The organism is Micromonospora sp. NPDC000121, assembly GCF_042899165.1.
In the GTDB taxonomy this organism is placed as follows: Bacteria; Actinomycetota; Actinomycetes; order Mycobacteriales; family Micromonosporaceae; genus Micromonospora.
In genome coordinates this window covers 1,074,264-1,092,061 of the sequence record NZ_JBIAZP010000001.1, presented here as the reverse complement: position 1 = coordinate 1,092,061, position 17,798 = coordinate 1,074,264, and the positions used below count along the sequence as shown (strand labels likewise).

Sequence of the window (17,798 nt, the reverse complement as noted above, 5' to 3'; positions counted from 1 at the left end):
GCCGACGATCAGCCCTGCTGCTCGTCGGCGGCGTCCGCGCGTGTCGGGAGCGCACCCGGTCGTCGGGGCCGGCTACGGGAACCGGGCGACGTAACGGCGCTGCCAGGGGGTCTCGACGGCCTGTGCGGAGTAGTGCTGCCGGACGTAGGCGACCGCCTGGTCGTTCGGCACCCCGTCGATCACCGCGAGGCAGGCGAGGGCGGTGCCGGTGCGCCCCTTCCCGCCGCCGCAGGCGACCTCGACGCGGCCGTCCTCGGCTCGGGCCCACGCCTCGCGCAACGCGGCGGCGGTCGCGACGCGGTCGGACGGCAGCCAGAAGTCGGGCCACCGCAGCCAGCGGTACTCCCAGGCCACCGGGGCCGGCCGGCTGCCGAGGAGATAGAGCGCGAAGGTGGGTTCCGCCCCTTGCGGGAGCGGGCGTCGAAGTCCGCGGCCGCGGACGAGTCGGCCGGATGGCAGCCGGAGTACGCCCGGCGCGTTGGGTTCCCATGAAGTGGTCATCTGTCGCCAGGGCCGCCGTGCCCTTGCGGGCCGGTGTGCCCGTCCTCCTTCCGTTCGGTGTGTTGGACCGGATCAGCGGGGGCGGCGGCCGGTCACGCGCGCCGCGCGTCGGACCGCCGACCCGGCTACCGGTCGACGGCCGCCATGAGGACCTGCGTGTCGGCGTCCGCGACCGCGGTCCGACGGCGGCCGGCGAGGAATCGCGGGGCCCACCAGTTGGCCTCGCCGAGCAGTCGCATGAGGGACGGCAGGACGACCGCGCGGATGACGGTGGCGTCGATCAGGATCGCGGCGGCCAGCCCCACGCCGAGTTGCTTGAACTCGACGATCGACAGGGTGGCGAAGATGCAGAACACGGCGACCATGATGATCGCGGCGCTGCTCACGGTGGACGCCGACGAGACGATGCCCCGCTCGATCGCCTGCCGGGTCGGTACGCCCTGCTGGACCGCCTCGCGGATGCGGCTCACGACGAACACGTGGTAGTCCATCGAGAGCCCGAAGAGGATGACGAACAGCATCAGCGGCAGCCAGGACACGATCGCGCCGTTGGAGGTGAACCCGAGCAGGTCCTCCGCCCAGGTGTGCTGGAAGACCAGCACCAGCAGTCCGTACGAGGCGGCCACGGAGATCGCGTTGAGCAGGATCGAGGTCATCGCCACCACCACCGAGCGGAACGTGACGAGCATGACCAGGAAGGTCATGGCGAGCACGAACCCGACGACCGGCGGCAGCGCGTCAGCCATGCGGTCGCGGAAGTCGGCGTCGCTGGCGGTACGGCCGGCCACCGCCCACTCCGTGCCCGGGACCGTGCCGACCGTCTGCGGCAGCAGCTCGGCACGCAGCTGGCGCAGCGACTGTGCCGCCGCCTGGCTGTCGCTGGTGCCCGCCACCCGGACGGTCGCCAGGAAGACGGTGCCGTCGGCGGACCTGCGCACGGTCGGGGGGCGGTCCTGGGCGAACCGGCCGTCCCCCTTGATCCGCGCGGCCAGCTCGGTGATCTCCCGCTCCACCGCCGACCCACCCGCGCCGCCGGTGCGGATCGCGACGAGGTGGCCGGTGCCGAGGTCGTTGCCGGGGAATGCCTGGGCCAGGCGGTCGTAGGTGTGCAGGATCGGGATCGAGCGGGGCAGGTCGGTGGAGGTGGGCCGCTTGAGGTTCATCCCCAGCGCCGGAACGGCCACGATGACCAGCACTCCGACGGAGATCACGAACGTCGCCAGCGGCGCGCGCAGCGCCGGCCGCAGGACCGCCGCCCAGAAGCGGCTGCGCTCCGCCCGCTGGATCCGCCCGCCGAGGAAGGGCACCCGTGGCCGGTCCACCCACCGCCCGAGGACGACCAGGATCGCGGGCAGGACGGTGAGGGATCCGATCATGGCTACCCCGACGACCAGGATCGAGCCGGTCGCCATCGAGCTGAACGTGTTGTCGCCGACCAGGAACAGGCTGGCCATGGCGACCATGACGGCCACGCCGGAGACCAGCACGGCGTGCCCCGAGGTGCGGGCCGCGATCTCGACCGCGCTGCGGTGGTCGCGTCCGCGTGCCCGTTCCTCCCGCTCGCGACGCAGGTAGAACAGCGAGTAGTCGACACCGACCGCCATGCCGATCAGCAGGATGATGCTGCTGACCATCTCCCCCGCCGGGAAGATGTGCGAGGCGAACTGGGCCAGGCCCATCGCGCCGGCCACGGCCGACAACGCCAGCACGACGGGCACGCCGGCGGCGATCAACGCGCCGAAGCTGAACAGCAGGATCACCAGCGCCACCGGCACGCTGATCAGCTCCGCCTTGACGAAGTCCGCCGCCAGCGTCTCGGTCAGCGCCTTCGCCAGGGAACCCGATCCCACCTGTTCCACCCGGAGGTCGGGATACCGCTGCTGCGCCTGCGCGGTCGCCTCCAGCAGCGGCCCGACCCGAGCGTCGGCGTCGTCCGCCGAACCGGCCAGCTCCACCTCTACCAGCACTGCCTGACGGCTGGGGGAGATGACCGGGTCCGCCACCTTCGCCACGTCGGGCAGGGCGCGCATACGCGCCGACAGGTCGGTGGCCACGGCCCGTGCACGGTCGAGATCGAGCTCGCCCGTCCGCGCCGTGACCAGGACGCTCTCCGCCGCCGGGGATTCGGGGAAGGCCCCGGCCCGCTCGATGCGGTCCGCACGGGCCAGTTCCCCGTGCAGGCTGTCCTGCGTGGTGGCCTCGACCGTGCCGACCAGGCTGCCACCGACCACGCTGGCCAGCACGAAACACAGCCAGGCCGTGATGGCGAGCCAGGGATGGTTGGCGCTCCACCGGCCGACCCGCGTGGGGAGGGGCGCACGACCGCCCCGTCGCCCGCGGTGCGCCGGCGCGTGACCGCCGGCACCCGGCGTCATCGGCCGTCCCCCGCGACCGCCACGTCGGCGCCGGAGGCACCGGGCCGCTCCACGAGGTCGGTCACCAGCCCGACCGGTCCGCCCGACAGCGGGTCGGACTTCTGGACGCACGAGCCAGCGTGCGTCGACGCATGCCACAGATGGATCATGCCGACGACGCTATGGATCCACAGCGGCCCGGACCATGAGGTCGACCGCCGAGCGCGGCGGGCGGACCGCAAGGTCCGGGATGCGGAAATCCACACCCCGGCGCGGCAGGTCGCCCTGCTCCTTCCGGCGTGATCGGCGGGCGGCGGCGCGTCCGGGGAGGGCGGTCAGGCGAGGGAGGCGCGCAGGGCCGCGTCCTTCTCGGCCACCAGCTGCTCCAGGTCCGCCTGGTAGGCCGCCATCCGGTCGAGCAGGGTGCGGTCCCCGGCGGCCAGGATCCGTACGGCGAGCAGCCCGGCGTTGCGGGCGTTGCCGATCGACACGGTGGCGACCGGGATGCCGGCCGGCATCTGCACGATGGAGAGCAGCGAGTCCATCCCGTCGAGGTGCTTGAGCGGCACCGGCACGCCGATCACCGGCAGCGGCGTCACCGAGGCGACCATGCCGGGCAGGTGGGCCGCGCCACCGGCCCCGGCGATGATGACCTTCAGTCCCCGGTCGACGGCGGCGCGGCCGTACTCGATCATCTTGGTCGGCGTGCGGTGCGCGGAGACCACGCCGACCTCGTACGGCACCTCGAACTCGTCCAGCACCTCGGCGGCGGCCTTCATGGTCGGCCAGTCCGAGTCGCTGCCCATGATCAGACCGACGGCGGCCGCTCCGGTGCCGGCCTGCTCAGTGGTCGTGCTCACTGGTGCCCCTCCCGCAGCCAGCGGGCGGCCCGCGCGGCCCGCGTCCGTACGTCGTCCAGGTCGTCGCCGAGCACCGTGACGTGCCCGATCTTGCGGCCCGGCCGCACCTGCTTGCCGTAGAGGTGCACCTTGGCGCCCGGCTCCGCCGCGAAGAGGTGGTGCAGCCGCTCGTCGATCGACATCCCGCCCGGCTCGCCGCCGAGCACGTTCGCCATCACCACGACGGGCGCGGCCAGCGAGGTGTCCCCCATCGGGTAGTCGAGCACCGCCCGCAGGTGCTGCTCGAACTGCGACGTGCGCGCGCCCTCGATGGTCCAGTGCCCCGAGTTGTGCGGGCGCATCGCCAGCTCGTTCACCACGAGCCTGCTCCCGGCGGGCGCGGCGGGGTCGGCGACCTCGAACAGCTCCACCGCGAGCAGGCCGACCACGCCGAGCGCGGTGGCCAGGTCGATGGCGAGCTGCTGGGCGGCGACCGCCAGCTCCTCCGGCAGGCCCGGCGCGGGCGCGAGCACCTCGACGCAGATGCCGTCCCGCTGCACCGTCTCGACCACCGGGTACGCGGCGACCTGCCCGAACGGCGAGCGGGCCACCTGCACGGCGAGTTCCCGGCGCAGCGGCACCCGCTCCTCGACGATCAGCCGGGTGCCGCCGGCCAGCAGCGTCGCGGCCAGCTCGGCGGCCTGCGCCGCGTCGCCGACCATCCAGACGCCCCGGCCGTCGTACCCGCCGCTGGCCGCCTTGAGCACGACCGGCCAGCCGGCCTCGTCGCCGAAGGCCACCAGGTCGGCGGGCTCGGCGACCGGTCGCCACGCCGGGTTCGGCGCGCCCAGCTCGCCGAGCCGCTCCCGCATCACCCGCTTGTCCTGGGCGTGCAGCAGCGCGTCGGCCGGCGGGAAGAGCTTCACGCCCTCGGCGGCCAGCGCCCGGATGTGCTCGGTGGGGACGTGTTCGTGGTCGAAGGTCACCACGTCGCAGCCCTTGGCAAAGGTGCGCAGCGCGGCGAGGTCGGTGTGGTCGCCGTACTGGACGTCGGCGGCGACCAGCGCGGCGCCGTCGTCGGGGGCCAGCGCGAGCACGCGCAGCGACTGGCCGAGGGCGATCGCGGCCTGGTGGGTCATCCGGGCCAGTTGGCCACCACCCACCATGCCGACAACAGGCAGACCGGTACGTGAATCCATAGCGGCGCCAGCCTATCGGGGCGGCGGGCCACCCGCGCCGGCGGATGGCGTATCGAACACCCGCCGCCCCTGGTGAAGGCGCACTTCCGCCGGCGTGGGCCGGGCCGCGAGCGGCTGCGGCCGTCGGCCTCAGCGCCGGGCGAGCTGGCCGACGAGCTCGTCCACCGTCGTCACCGGGCGCTCACAGACGAAACCCCGGCAGGCGTACGCGGTGGACCGCCCGTCGACCATCGGCCGGTCGGCGAGCAGCGGCACCCCGGCCTGCCCCGGGCGGCCCGCCACGATCACCGTGCCCGGCGGGGCGTGCCGGTGCGCCGCCGCCACCAGCGGGTCGCCGGTCGGCTCGTCGGTGACCACCGCGATCTCGTACGGCCCGGCGAGCAGCGCCTCGCCGACGGTGGCCGCGTAGCCGGTGAACCGGGCGTGCCGGCCGACGATCGACGCCACGGTCGACAGCGCCGCCTCGGCGGCCTCCCGGTAGCGGGTCTCACCGGTCAGCGCCGCGTACGCGACCAGCGCCGCGACGATCGCCGAGCGCCCGGACGGGGTGGCGTTGTCGGTGGGGTCGGCGGGGCGGGTGACCAGCCGCTCGGCGTCGTCGGCGGTGTCGTAGAACCCGCCGCCGGGGGCGGCGAACCGCTCCAGCGCGACGTCGAGCAGCCGACCGGCCAGCGTCAGCCAGCGCCCCTCCCCGGTGAGCTGGTGCAGCGCGCAGAACGCCTCGGCCACGCAGCCGTGGTCCTCCAGCACGCCGGCCGGCTCGCCGACCACGCCGGCCCGGGAGACCCGGCGCAGCCGCCCGTCCACGATGTGCCGCTCGGCGAGCACCTCGCCGATCCGGATCGCGGCGGCGGCGGTGACCGGGTCGCCGGTGAGGGCGGTGTGCTCGACCAGCGCGGTGACCGCGAGCCCGTTCCAGGAGGCGACCACCTTGTCGTCCCGGGCCGGTTGGGGCCGGGTGTCGCGCACCTCGCGCAGCCGGGCCCGGACCCGCTCCCATCGGGCGGCCACGTCGGGCGCGGCGTCGTCCACGTCCCGGGCCAGCCGCAGCACGCTCGTGCCGTGTTCGAACGAGCCCTCCTCGGTGACCGCGAACAGGTCGGCGGCGAAGCGGCCGTCGTCCTGGCCCAGCGCCTCGACGAGCTGGGCCGGGGTCCAGGAGTAGGTGAGACCCTCGACACCCTCGGTGTCCGCGTCCAGCGCGGAGGCCAGGCCGCCCTCGGGCGTGCCCAGGTCGTCGATCATGAAGGCGGCGGTCTCGGCCGCGACCCGGGCGGCGAGCGGGTCGCCGGTCAGCCGCCAGAGCTGCGTGTACGCCCGCAGCAGCAGCGCGTTGTCGTAGAGCATCTTCTCGAAGTGCGGCACGGTCCAGTGCGCGTCGACGGAGTAGCGGGCGAAGCCGCCGGCGAGCTGGTCGTAGATGCCACCGCGGGCCATCGCCTCGCAGGTGTGCCGGGCGATCTCCAGGCTGCGCGCCGAGCCGGTGCGCTGGTGGTGCCGGAGCAGGAAGAGCAGGTTCATGTGCGGCGGGAACTTCGGCGCGCCCCCGAAGCCGCCGTTCACCTCGTCGTACTCCCTGCCGAGCTGCTCGGCGGCGGCGTCGAGCAGCGCGGCGTCCAGCGGCGCGGTGGGGCCGCCGACGGCCTGGGCTCCGCCGATGGCCTCGACCACGGCGGCGCCCTGCTTGATCACGGCGTCCCGCTGGTCCCGCCAGGCGGCGGCGACCGACTGGAGCAGCCGGACGAAGTTCGCCCGGGGGAAGTAGGTGCCGCAGAAGAACGGGGTGCCGTCCGGGGTGGCGAAGACGGTCATCGGCCAGCCGCCCTGCCCGGTCATCGCCTGGGTGGCGGTCATGTAGACGGCGTCGACGTCGGGGCGCTCCTCGCGGTCCACCTTGATCGAGACGAAGTCGTCGTTCATCAGGGCGCCGACCTGCTCGTTCTCGAACGACTCGTGGGCCATCACATGGCACCAGTGGCAGGCCGCGTAGCCGACCGAGATGATCACCGGCACGTCCCGGCGCTTCGCCTCGGCGAACGCCTCGTCGCACCACGGCCACCAGTCGACCGGGTTGTCGGCGTGCTGGAGGAGGTACGGGCTCGTGGCGTCAGCGAGTCGGTTCACCCGACGACCATAACCAGCCGGCGCCCCGCCCGCCCGCGCTCCGTGGCCGCCCGCGTCGGCGCACCGCCCGGGCGGTGCGCCGGACCGGGCCGGGTCAGGAGGCGCCGTCGGCGCGCAGCGGGAAGACGTTCGGCCGGGCCTCGTCGAGCAGGGTGCCCAGCACCGCGCCGATCTTGTCGGCCGGCATCGGCTTGAAGAAGTGGTAACCCTGGGCGGCCGTGCAGCCCAGCTCGGCCAGGGCCGACCGCTGCTCGGCGGTCTCCACGCCCTCGGCGACCACCCGCAACCCCAGCTCGTGGGCCAGGCCGACGGTGGTCCGCACGATCGCCGCCGCCTCCGGCGAGTCGGCCATCCGGATCACGAAGGACCGGTCCACCTTCAGCTCGTCCACCGCGACCCGGGTGAGGAACGCCAGCGAGGAGAAGCCCGTGCCGAAGTCGTCCACCGCGAGCTGCACGCCCATCGATCGCAGCGTGGTGAGCACCTCGTCGATGACCTCCAGCTCGCTCATCACCACCGTCTCGGTGATCTCCAGCACCAGCCGGTCCGGCGGCACCTCGTGCCGCCGCAGCGCCTCGGCGATCTCGGCGGGCAGGCGGGGGTCGAGCAGGCTGCGCGCCGACAGGTTGACCGAGATCGGCACGTCGAGCCCGTCCCGGGCCCAGCCGGCGGCGACGGCGAGCGCCTTGTCCAGCACGTAGCGGGTGAAGCTGCCGAGCTGCTCGCTGTTCTCCACCGGCCGGATGAAGTCGTGCGGGCCGAGCCAGCCCCGGCGCGGGTGCCGCCAGCGGATCAGCGCCTCCACCCCGGTCGGCGCCCCGGTGGCCAGGTCGACCGCGGGTTGCAGCGCCAGCACCAACTGGTCGTCGGCCTTCAGCGCCTCGCGCAGCTCGGCCAGCAGGGCCAACTGGTCGGTGCTCGCGGCGTCCCTGGTGGAGTCGTACGCGGCGACGCTGCCGCCGCCCTCCTTGGCCTGGTACATCGCGATGTCGGCCCGACGCAGCAGCTCGGTCAGGTCGGCGGTGCCGGCATCGGCGACCACCACCCCGACGGAGACCTCCACGGACATCCGGACCCCCGCCACCTCGGTCGGCGCGGCGAGCCGCTCGGCGATCTCGCGGGCCTGCCGCAGCGCGTACGCCATCGGGGCGGCGCGGTCGCCGAGCACCGGGACCGACGTCAGCAGCAGGGCGAACTCGTCGCCGCCGAGCCGCGCGAGCAGGTCACCGGGGCGGGCGAGGGTGCCCAGCCGGTTGGCGGTCAGGCGCAGCAACTGGTCGCCGGCGGCGTGCCCGAGGGTGTCGTTGACCTCCTTGAACTGGTTGATGTCGAGCAGCAGCAGCGCCACCGGGTGGTCGTGGGCGAGCTGCCGCAGCGCCTGGTCGCCCTTGCTGAGCATGGCCGACCGGTTCACCAGCCCGGTGAGCTGGTCGTGCACCGCCTCGTACGACGAACGGGCGGTCACCAGGCGCAGTTCCCGGTGGGTGGCGGCGTCGTGCAGGGCGGCGGCGAGGGCGTCGCCGAACGCGGCCACCGCGTCGCGCTCCCGGGCGCTGGGCGGCGCCGAGCGCGGGAAGCGGACCCGCAGCTCGCCCACCAGGGCGGCGCCCACGGTGAGGGTGCGCACCAGCTCGTGTTCCTCGGGGTCGGCCCGGTCCGACGGCGCGACCTCCCGGTCGACCAGGTGACCGCCCGGGTCGCCCCGGTAGCGTCGCCACCGGCCGTCGCCCCGGGCAACGTCGACGTCGACGAGTTCGGCGTTGAACAGCGCCAGCGCGCCGGTCACCGCCGCGGTGGCGACCCCCCGCTCGTCGAGCTGGTTGAGCGCGGCGGTGGCCTCGGCGAAGGCCCGCCAGGTGCGGCGCTCCTGGTCGGCGCGCAGCCGGTGCCGGTAGGTCTGCTGGAGCAGCCAGAGCGGCGGCGGGAGCAGCAGCAGCCAGCGCGCGTCGAGTTCCAGCAGCGCCACCACGACCAGCCCGACGGCGACGTTGCCGACGAACATCAGCAACTTGCCGCGCAGCGCGGCGAGCAGCGGCGGGGCGACCGGGATGCCGTGCCGGAGCGCCAGGGTGGCCCCGCCCAGCCAGGCGTTCGCGAGCAGGTAGGTGACCGACCCGGCGGCCACCGCCAGGGCGATCCCCGGCGTCGGCGTGGCCAGCAGCGGGCGGCCGAGCGCGGTGGTGACCGAGACGGCCAGCGCGGTGGCGGCGGTCAACGAGGCCGTGATCCGGACGACCTCCAGCACCGGCCGGCGGTCGCCCAGCAGCGACATCGCCGACCAGGCGAACCCGGCGCCGAGGAGCGTGGCGGAGGGCAGCCAGCCGGCGGGCACGAGGTAGAGGCAGATGATCAGCGCGGCCTCGCCCCAGGTGATGCTCACCATTCCGGCGGCGGTGCGGAACCGCAGCCGGGCGAGCTGGGCGACGGCGAACACGACGACGGCGATGCCGAACCGGGCCGGCCCGCCGAGCGCGTCGTCGGCGGGAAGCCGCGTCGGCAGGGTCCACCCCACCGCGGCGGCGACCAGGGCGGTCAGCACGACGGCGGCGGTGAGCAGGAGCAGCCGCGGCGGGGTGCCGCGGTCTTCGAGTCGGTCGGGCGACTCGCCGGCCCTGCCGGAGGTCACCGATCCCCTCCGCCCACGGGCCGATCGCCGGTACGCCGGGCGGCCGCTGCTGTGGTGGTCATCGGCGCCCCCTTCCGCGCACGGCTCGGGAACTTCTGGTCCCCCCGGCGGAAGGCTAAGGCAAACCCGGTGGCCGCAACAGGGGGCGACGACCCGGTTCGACGTGAATCATGCGCGGACTACCCGTTGCGGCGCTGCTGACGCCCGTTGGGAGCGTCCGAGGATGAATCCTGTGCCGGCGTCCCGTCTGTCGGATCGGCGACTGCGGCGTCCGCCCTGTGCGCGTCGACGGACGGCCCCTGCGAGGGGAACCGGTCGGGCAGCCGGCGCAGCCGGGCGTTCATGTTGCGGATCAACAGGATGGTCGCGGTCGCCAGGACCAGGATGAGGAGAAGGCCCATCGGCCCGGCCAGGCCACCCGAGCGGGTGTCCCCGAAGTTGTTCTGGGCGAGCACCTGTGCAGCGGTCAGCATGGCGTTCCTCCGGTGTGCGGTTGGTGACCAGCGTAACCGGCCGCCGGGTCAGCGGGCATGGACCGTCTCGCGCACCCCGGCGAAGAGGTCGGACTCGGGCAGCGGGCTGTCGACCAGCGAGCGGACCAGCTCGAAGTCCTCCGTGGGCCAGGCGCGCCGCTGCACCTCCATCGGCACGTGGAACCAGAAGCCGTCCGGGTCGATCTGGGTGGCGTGGGCCCGCAGCGCGTCGTCGCGGACCGGGAAGTAGTCGGCGCACTCCACCCGGGTGGTGATCCGGGGACCCTTGTCGGGCCGGTCCTCCCAGCGGGTGAGCCACTCCTCGTAGGGCGACTCCCGGCCGGCGGCGAGCATCGCCTCGTGCAGGGCCATGATCTTGCCCTTGGAGAAGCCGATGTCGTAGTAGAGCTTGAGCGGCTGCCACGGCTCGCCCAGCTCCGGGTAGCGCTCCGGATCGCCGGCGGCGTCGAAGGCGGCCACGCTGATCTTGTGGGTCATGATGTGGTCGGGGTGCGGGTAGCCGCCCTCCTCGTCGTACGTGGTGACGACGTGCGGACGGAACTGGCGCATCAGCCGCACCAGCGGCCCGGCCGCCACCTCGACGTCCTGGAGGGCGAAGCAGCCCTCCGGCAGCGGCGGCAGCGGGTCGCCCTCGGGCAGGCCCGAGTCGACGAAGCCCAGCCACGCCTGCTCGACGCCGAGGATGGCGCGGGCGGCGTCCATCTCGCCGCGGCGGATCTCGGCGATGTTGGCCCAGACGTCGGGCCGGTCCATCTTCGGGTTGAGCACGCTGCCGCGCTCGCCGCCGGTGCACGTGACCACCAGGACGTCGACCCCCTCGGCGACGTACTTCGCCATGGTCGCGGCGCCCTTGCTCGACTCGTCGTCAGGGTGTGCGTGAACGGCCATCAGTCGCAGTCGCTCTGCCAACGTCGGCGCTCCTCGTCTCTGGGCGGCCGGCGGGCCCCCCGCGGGACCGCCCGGCTGACCTGCCGGAATCCTCCCCCCGCGCCGGGACCTGGCGGTGCCGACGTGTCATTCTTGACGACGGGACGGGCTGGGAAGGTGGAACTCTGCCATTCTTGCCGATGCCGCCGACAACAACGCCAGGAGATACCCGCCGGTGACCGAGACGCACGCCACACTTCCACCGGGCGCGCCGGCCTTCCCGCCCGGCCGGTACGGCCGCCGCCGGGAGCCCGGCCGCCGCCGACCGCTGCTGGCGGCGCTGCTCGTGATCGCCCTCGTCGCGGTCCTGAGCCTGGTCACGGTCCGGCTCTACCGGCAGTACGGCGACCCGAACTACGACGCCCAGGTGATCACCTACACCGGCATCACCGACAGCCAGGTGCTGGTGGACTTCCGGGTCACCGTGCCCGAGGGCGGGTCGGCGGTGTGCGTGCTGCGCGCCCGGGACCGCGACGGTGCCGAGGTGGCCCGGGAAGAGGTCACGGTGACCGCCCGGCCGGGCCGGCGGCAGGTGACGGCGCAGCACCGGCTGGTCACCAGCGCCCGCCCCTTCATCGGTGAGGTGGTGCGCTGCCGGCCCCCGGCCTGAGCAGCCACGACGCGGGCCGGACGCGCCGGCACGGGCGACACGGCGACGCCGGACGGGCGTCGTCGGGTGATCGTCGACACCCCCGTGTCGTACCGCACTGGTAACTTGGACTTTCACCTGTCAGCCAGCACGCACATCTGAGGAGACCGCCTGTGTCCACTGGCAACGAGGCGCCCGCCACCTGGCTGTCCCAGGACGCATACGACCGGCTCCAGGCCGAGCTCGACGAGCTGATCGCCAACCGGCCGGTCATCGCCGCCGAGATCAACGCCCGGCGCGAGGAGGGCGACCTGCGGGAGAACGGTGGCTACCACGCCGCCCGCGAGGAGCAGGGCAAGGCCGAGGGGCGCATCCTCTACCTGAAGGAACTGCTCCGCACCGCGCAGGTCGGCGAGGCGCCGACCGCCGACGTGGTGTCCCCCGGCATGGTCGTCACGATCTACTTCGACGACGACAAGGACGACACCGAGACGTTCCTGCTCGGCTCCCGGGAGATCGCGTCGACCACCGACGTGACGGTCTACAGCCCGGAGTCGGCGCTGGGCAAGGCGATCCTGGGCGGCCGCGCCGGCCAGACCTGCACCTACACGGCCCCCAGCGGCGCCGACATCAAGGTGACCGTGGTCAGTTTCGAGCCGTTCTCCGGCTGATCCGCGCCGCCCCGGCGCCGACCGCACCACGCGGTGGAGCCCGGGCGACGCTCCGCACGACCCGCCTGAGGCGTGGCACCGACCGGTGTCACGCCTCAGCCGCGAAGACCACCTGGTAGCCGCTGGCCCGCAACGCGCTGATCAGCGTGTCGGAGTGCTCGACGCCCCGGGTCTCCACCGACAGCGCCACCTCCACCTCGCCCAGGCGCAGGTGCGGGTTGGCGCGCTGGTGCTCCACGTCCACCACGTTCGCCCGGTGCTCGGCGATCTCGCTGAGCAGCGAGGCGAGCTGACCCGGGCGGTCCGTGCAGCGCACGGTCACCCGCAGGTAGCGGCCGGCAGCGGCGAGGCCGTGCTCGATCACCCGGAGCATCAGCAGCGGGTCGATGTTGCCGCCGGAGAGCACCGCCACGACCGGCGGCTCCACCTCGACCGCGCCCGCCAGCAGCGCCGCCACGCCCACCGCGCCGGCCGGCTCCACCACCTGCTTGCCGCGCTCCAGCAGCATCAGCAGCGCCCGGGAGATGTCCTCCTCGGAGACCGTGACGATCTCGTCGACCAGCTTGCGGACGTGGGTGAAGGTGATCTCCCCCGGCCGCCCGACGGCGATGCCGTCCGCGATCGTGCTGAACGACGGGAGGCGTACCGGCTCGCCGGCCACCAGGGAGGGCGGGAAGGCGGCCGCGCTGGCCGCCTGCACGCCGATGACGCGCACGTCGGGCCGCAGCGCCTTGGCGGCCACCGCCATGCCGGAGACCAGCCCGCCGCCGCCCACCCCGGTGACGATCGTCCTGACCTCGGGGCACTGTTCGAGGATCTCCAGGGCCACCGTGCCCTGGCCGGCGATCACGTCCCGGTGGTCGAACGGGTGGATGAGCGTCGCCCCGGTCCGCTCGGCGAAGGTCTGCGCCGCGACCAGGGACTCGTCGACGGTGTTGCCGACGAGTTCGACCTGGGCGCCGTACCCCTTGGTGGCGGCGACCTTCGGCAGCGGCGCGTTCACCGGCATGAAGACCGTGGCGTGCGTGCCGACGAGGCCGGCGGCGAGCGCCACCCCCTGGGCGTGGTTGCCGGCGCTCGCCGCGACCACGCCGTTGGCCCGCTCCGCCTCGGACAGCCGGGAGATCCGCACGTACGCGCCGCGCACCTTGTAGGAGCCGGCGCGCTGCAGGTTCTCGCACTTGAGCCACGTCGGCCCGCCCAGCGCCGCGCTGAGCGGCCGGGAGGGCTCCAGCGGGGTCGTCCGGGTGACGCCCGCGAGCAGTTCCCGCGCGGCCCGTACGTCGGCGAGACCGACCAGTTCCGTCATGCCCTGATCGTGCCACCCGCAGGCCCCGCCACCCGCACCGACGCCCGCACCACGCCTGTCCGCGATCCTGCACTTCGGCCCCGCGAAGCGCCCCGTTCGTCCCCGTCCGCCGGGGCGGAAACCGCACGATCGCGGAGACCGGGGGCGGGGCGGGAGATCAGACGGCGGCGGGGATGCGGGGGTAGCCGGGGGCGTGGCGGGACCAGGGCGCCTGCATCTCGAACTGGCCGGCGACGCCGAGCAGCAGCAGCTCGGAGCCGGGCGGGCCGATCAGCTGCACGCCGACCGGCAGCCCGTCCGGGCGGCGGCCGACCGGCACCACCAGGGCGGGCAGGCCGGCGATGTTCCACGGCGCGGCGAACGGGGCGTACCGGATGTTGGCCAGCATGTTGGCCCGCCAGGAGCGGCCGGACCAGCTCCCGGCCTCTGGTGGCACGGTGGCCAGGGCCGGGGTGAGCAGCAGGTCGACCGAGTGGTCGGCGAAGAAGCCGATCGAGCGTTCGCGCCAGGCGGCCCGGTCGGCCTCCCGGACGTACCCGCGCCGCTGCGCCCACTCGCCGAGGGCGACGTGCCGGCGGCTGCGCCGCTGCAGGCCGCGCCGGTCCACCCCGGCGGCGCGCACGTCGGCGGCCGCCGCGGCGAACCACGTGGCGATCCCCTGCAGGCCCAGCGCGGTCGGGTAGACCGGATCGGCCGGCACGGTGTCGTGACCGGCGGCGGCAAGCAGCCGACCGGCGGCGGCGACCGCGTCCCGGTTGGGCTGGTCGGGGTGCACGCCCCGCACCGGCGAGCGGAGCGAGACGCCCACCCGCAGCCGCTGCGGCGGGACCAGCTTCTCCGGGCGGCGACCGGCCAGCACCGAGAAGCCGACGGCCGCGTCGGCGACGGTGCTGGTGAGCATGCCGTGCTCGGTGAGGCCGAACCAGTCCTCCGCGCCGAGCTGGCACGGGACCACGCCCCGGCCCGGCTTGAGCCCGAGCAGGCCGCAGCAGGCCGCCGGGATGCGGATCGAGCCGAGTCCGTCGTTGGCGTGGGCGATCGGCACCAGCCCGGCGGCCACCGCGGCCGCCGCGCCACCGGAGGAGCCGCCGGGGGTCCGCCCGGTGTCCCAGGGGTTGCGGGTGACCGCCGTCTCGTCGTCGGTGAGCCCCCAGAGGCCCAGCTCCGGCATCCGGGTCACCCCGAGGATCACCGCGCCGGCGCCGCGCAGCCGGCGGACCACCTCGTGGTCGGCCTCGGCGACGGGCGTACGGACCGCGGCCGACCCGTTCCAGGTGGGCAGGCCGGCGACCGGGGTGTTCTCCTTGACCGCCACCGGCACCCCGGCCAGCGGCAGGTTCGCCAGGTCCTCCTGCTCGTCGACCTTCTCCGCCTCGGTGATCGCCTCCCCGCCGCGCACCGTGCGGAACGCGGCGAGGTCGGCGTCGACCCGGGCGATGTGGTCGAGGTGGTCCGCGACGACCTGGGTGGCCGTGACGTCGCCCCGGCGTACGCCTCGGGCGATCTGCTTGGCGGTCGCCCCCACCCAGGTCGGCATGATGTCCTGCACGGCCACCCTCCCAGCCAGCGGTCAGCCCAGCGCCTGCTCCAGATCGGCGAGCAGGTCGTCGACCGTCTCGATGCCGACAGACAGTCGCACGAGATCGCCGGGAACTTCAAGCGGCGAGCCGGCAGCACTTGCGTGTGTCATCCGGCCCGGGTGCTCGATCAGGGATTCCACGCCGCCGAGCGACTCGGCGAGCACGAACAGCTTGGCCCGGTTGCAGATCTCCACGGCGTGCTCCTCGCCGCCGGCCGCCCGGAACGAGATCATGCCGCCGAACCGGCGCATCTGCTTGGCGGCGACCTCGTGGCCGGGGTGCGAGGGCAGCCCGGGATAGATGACCTGACCGACCTTGGCGTGACCGTCCAGATAGGCCGCGATCCGCTCGGCGTTGTCGCAGTGCCGGTCCATGCGTACGCCGAGGGTCTTGATGCCGCGCAGGGTGAGCCACGCGTCGAAGGGGCCGTTGATCGCGCCCATCGCGTTCTGGTGGTAGCGCAGCTCCTCGCCGAGCCCGGCGTCGGCCGCGACCAGCGCGCCACCGACCACGTCGGAGTGACCGCCGACGTACTTGGTGGTCGAGTGCACCACCACGTCCGCGCCGTGCGCGATCGGCTGCTGCAGGTACGGCGAGGCGAAGGTGTTGTCGACCACCAGCAGGGCGCCGGCGTCGTGCGCGACCCCGGCCAGCGCGGCGATGTCGGCGATGCCGAGCAGCGGGTTGGTGGGCGTCTCCACCCAGACGATCTTCGTCCGGCCCGGCTCGACGGCGGCCCGGATCGCGTCCGGGTCGGACACCTTCGCCGGGGTGTAGTCCAGCCCCCAGCGCTCGGCGACCCGGGCGAAGAGCCGGTACGTGCCGCCGTACGCGTCGTCGGGGATCACCACGTGGTCGCCCGGCTTGCAGACGGTACGCAGCAGGGTGTCCTCGGCGGCCAGTCCGCTGGCGAAGGCGAGGCCGACCGACCCGCCCTCCAGCGCGGCGAGGCACTCCTGGAGCGCGTCGCGGGTCGGGTTGCCGGAGCGGCTGTACTCGTAGCCCAGCCGGGGCGCGCCGACGGCGTCCTGGGCGTACGTGCTGGTCTGGTAGATCGGTGGGATCACCGCGCCGGTGCGGGCCTCCGGGTCCTGGCCGGCGTGGATGGCGAGCGTCTCGAAGCCGTGACTCATTCCCGGAACGTTAGTCGTCCAGTCCATCCCAGCGGATGGAACCCGGCCGCTGTCACATCGGGTCGTCCGCCTCGCCGGCCACCACGGCGAGCGACGCCCGCCGCGCTGTGGTGAGGCCGCGGCGCGCGACGGCGGTTACCCTGCCCGGGTGAGCGGGTGCGTGTTCTGCGGAATCGTGGCCGGCGAGGTGCCGGCGTTCCGGGCGGCCGACGAGCCGGACGGGGTGGCGTTCCTGGACACCCGGCCGGTCTTCCGGGGACACGTGCTGGTGGTGCCGCGCACCCACCTGGTCACCCTGGCCGACCTGCCCGCCGAGGCGCTGGCCGGCTACTTCGGCCTGGTCCGGCGGCTGGCGGTGGCGGTGGAGACCGGTCTGGGGGCCGGCGGCACCTTCGTGGCGATCAACAACAAGGTGTCCCAGTCGGTCCCGCACCTGCACACCCACGTGGTGCCCCGCACGAAGGGGGACGGGCTGCGCGGCTTCTTCTGGCCCCGCACCCGCTACGCCGACGACGCCGAGGCCCAGGCGTACGCCGCCCGGATCACCGCCGCCCTGTCCCCCGCCTGACGGCCTGAGTGGCGGCGGGGCGGGTAAGGAAGGCGGGTCCGGCGGTGTTGCACGCTGGGAGAGGTACGAGAGGAGTCCCACCGTGTTCCTGCGCCGTATGAAGGCCGAACTGCCCACCCCCGACCAGGCCCTGCCGGGTCGCCTGATCGCGATGCCGATCGCGGATCGGCACGAGGTGCTGGGCACCCCGCTCAAGGGTCCGTTCCCGGAGGGCTCGCAGGTCGCCGTGTTCGGCATGGGCTGTTTCTGGGGCGCCGAGCGACTGTTCTGGACGTTGCCGGGCGTGATCACCACGTCGGCCGGCTACGCGGGCGGCATCACGCCGAACCCGACGTACGAGGAGGTGTGCTCGGGCATGACGGGGCACGCCGAGGTGGTCCAGGTGGTCTACGACCCCGCCACGATCAGCTACGAGGACCTGCTCAAGGTCTTCTGGGAGAACCATGACCCGACCCAGGGCATGCGCCAGGGCAACGACGTGGGCACCCAGTACCGGTCGACGATCTACGTCACCACCGACGAGCAGCTCGCCACCGCGCAGGCGTCGCGGGACGCGTTCGCGCCGATCGTGGCGCGCGCCGGCAAGGGCGAGATCACCACGGAGATCGACCGGCTCGGCGCCTACTACTTCGCCGAGGACTACCACCAGCAGTACCTCGCGCCGACGAAGAACCCGAACGGGTACTGCAACCACGGCCCGAACGGGCTGAGCTGCCCGGTGGGCATCGCCCGCACCGCCGGCTGAGCCCGCGCGGCGCCCGCGAACGGGTCTGCGGTGTTTGTCACACCGCAGGCCCGTTTCCGATTCGGGCACCGGGTGGGGCCAGGCCGGAAACGCCCCCGCCGCCACGGGTCGGGCCGACGAGGTCGCGCATCATAGCAAC

At 74.0% G+C, this 17,798-nt stretch carries 16 protein-coding genes; 4 read left to right on the top strand and 12 right to left on the bottom strand.

Annotation, left to right across the window (positions count from 1 at the left end; genetic code table 11):
* Nucleotides 1-72: 72 nt before the first annotated feature.
* The 9 genes from ACFY23_RS05315 to mca form a co-directional block, all read right to left on the bottom strand.
* Entirely contained in the window at nucleotides 73-501 is a 429-nt protein-coding gene (locus ACFY23_RS05315; RefSeq protein WP_350680371.1) for a protein-tyrosine phosphatase family protein, read from the bottom strand.
* A gap of 125 nt (nucleotides 502-626) precedes the next feature.
* Nucleotides 627-2,744: an MMPL family transporter gene (locus tag ACFY23_RS05310; protein WP_350680369.1), complete on the bottom strand. Its 2,118-nt coding sequence runs from the start codon at nucleotides 2,742-2,744 to the stop codon at nucleotides 627-629.
* Between the two features lie 128 nt (nucleotides 2,745-2,872).
* Entirely contained in the window at nucleotides 2,873-3,025 is a 153-nt protein-coding gene (locus ACFY23_RS05305; protein WP_350680367.1) for a hypothetical protein, read from the bottom strand.
* A gap of 165 nt (nucleotides 3,026-3,190) precedes the next feature.
* Nucleotides 3,191-3,661, bottom strand: coding sequence for a 5-(carboxyamino)imidazole ribonucleotide mutase (purE, locus tag ACFY23_RS05300; RefSeq protein WP_350680377.1), 471 nt, complete (start codon nucleotides 3,659-3,661; stop codon nucleotides 3,191-3,193).
* A 50-nt stretch (nucleotides 3,662-3,711) separates the two neighbouring features.
* Nucleotides 3,712-4,893 (bottom strand): 5-(carboxyamino)imidazole ribonucleotide synthase, encoded by a 1,182-nt coding sequence (locus ACFY23_RS05295; protein WP_350680365.1) that lies wholly within the window; start codon nucleotides 4,891-4,893, stop codon nucleotides 3,712-3,714.
* Nucleotides 4,894-5,022: 129 nt separating this feature from the next.
* Entirely contained in the window at nucleotides 5,023-7,017 is a 1,995-nt protein-coding gene (locus tag ACFY23_RS05290) for a thioredoxin domain-containing protein (protein ID WP_350680363.1), read from the bottom strand.
* A 94-nt stretch (nucleotides 7,018-7,111) separates the two neighbouring features.
* Entirely contained in the window at nucleotides 7,112-9,580 is a 2,469-nt protein-coding gene (locus ACFY23_RS05285) for a putative bifunctional diguanylate cyclase/phosphodiesterase (protein ID WP_387035845.1), read from the bottom strand.
* 242 nt (nucleotides 9,581-9,822) lie between these two features.
* Complete coding sequence (locus ACFY23_RS05280; RefSeq protein ID WP_350680359.1) at nucleotides 9,823-10,116, bottom strand: hypothetical protein; 294 nt, start codon at nucleotides 10,114-10,116, stop codon at nucleotides 9,823-9,825.
* 48 nt (nucleotides 10,117-10,164) lie between these two features.
* On the bottom strand, nucleotides 10,165-11,046 hold the full coding sequence (gene mca, locus ACFY23_RS05275) for a mycothiol conjugate amidase Mca (RefSeq protein WP_350680357.1): 882 nt from the start codon (nucleotides 11,044-11,046) through the stop codon (nucleotides 10,165-10,167).
* A gap of 193 nt (nucleotides 11,047-11,239) precedes the next feature.
* On the opposite strand from mca, the gene ACFY23_RS05270 reads away from it, so the two are divergent.
* Together ACFY23_RS05270 and greA are read left to right on the top strand one after the other, a co-directional pair.
* On the top strand, nucleotides 11,240-11,674 hold the full coding sequence (locus ACFY23_RS05270) for a DUF4307 domain-containing protein (protein WP_350680355.1): 435 nt from the start codon (nucleotides 11,240-11,242) through the stop codon (nucleotides 11,672-11,674).
* 152 nt (nucleotides 11,675-11,826) lie between these two features.
* Nucleotides 11,827-12,324: a transcription elongation factor GreA gene (gene greA, locus ACFY23_RS05265; protein ID WP_350680353.1), complete on the top strand. Its 498-nt coding sequence runs from the start codon at nucleotides 11,827-11,829 to the stop codon at nucleotides 12,322-12,324.
* Between the two features lie 88 nt (nucleotides 12,325-12,412).
* On the opposite strand, the gene ilvA is transcribed toward greA, so the two are convergent.
* The 3 genes from ilvA to ACFY23_RS05250 form a co-directional block, all read right to left on the bottom strand.
* Nucleotides 12,413-13,633 carry a threonine ammonia-lyase gene (gene ilvA, locus ACFY23_RS05260; protein ID WP_350680351.1) on the bottom strand — a complete coding sequence of 407 codons (1,221 nt, stop codon included), beginning with the start codon at nucleotides 13,631-13,633 and terminating at the stop codon, nucleotides 12,413-12,415.
* Nucleotides 13,634-13,790: 157 nt separating this feature from the next.
* Nucleotides 13,791-15,188: an amidase family protein gene (locus ACFY23_RS05255; RefSeq protein ID WP_350680349.1), complete on the bottom strand. Its 1,398-nt coding sequence runs from the start codon at nucleotides 15,186-15,188 to the stop codon at nucleotides 13,791-13,793.
* 15 nt (nucleotides 15,189-15,203) lie between these two features.
* Nucleotides 15,204-16,346: a cystathionine gamma-synthase gene (locus ACFY23_RS05250; protein ID WP_350680347.1), complete on the bottom strand. Its 1,143-nt coding sequence runs from the start codon at nucleotides 16,344-16,346 to the stop codon at nucleotides 15,204-15,206.
* Between the two features lie 148 nt (nucleotides 16,347-16,494).
* Here ACFY23_RS05250 and ACFY23_RS05245 point away from each other — a divergent pair, with 148 nt between their 5' ends.
* Nucleotides 16,495-16,914, top strand: a complete 420-nt coding sequence (locus tag ACFY23_RS05245; RefSeq protein WP_350680345.1) for an HIT family protein — start codon at nucleotides 16,495-16,497, stop codon at nucleotides 16,912-16,914.
* An 82-nt stretch (nucleotides 16,915-16,996) separates the two neighbouring features.
* A complete protein-coding gene (gene msrA, locus ACFY23_RS05240) occupies nucleotides 16,997-17,659 on the top strand; it encodes a peptide-methionine (S)-S-oxide reductase MsrA (protein ID WP_350680343.1) in 663 nt (220 codons plus the stop codon).
* The last annotated feature ends 139 nt before the right edge of the window (nucleotides 17,660-17,798 follow it).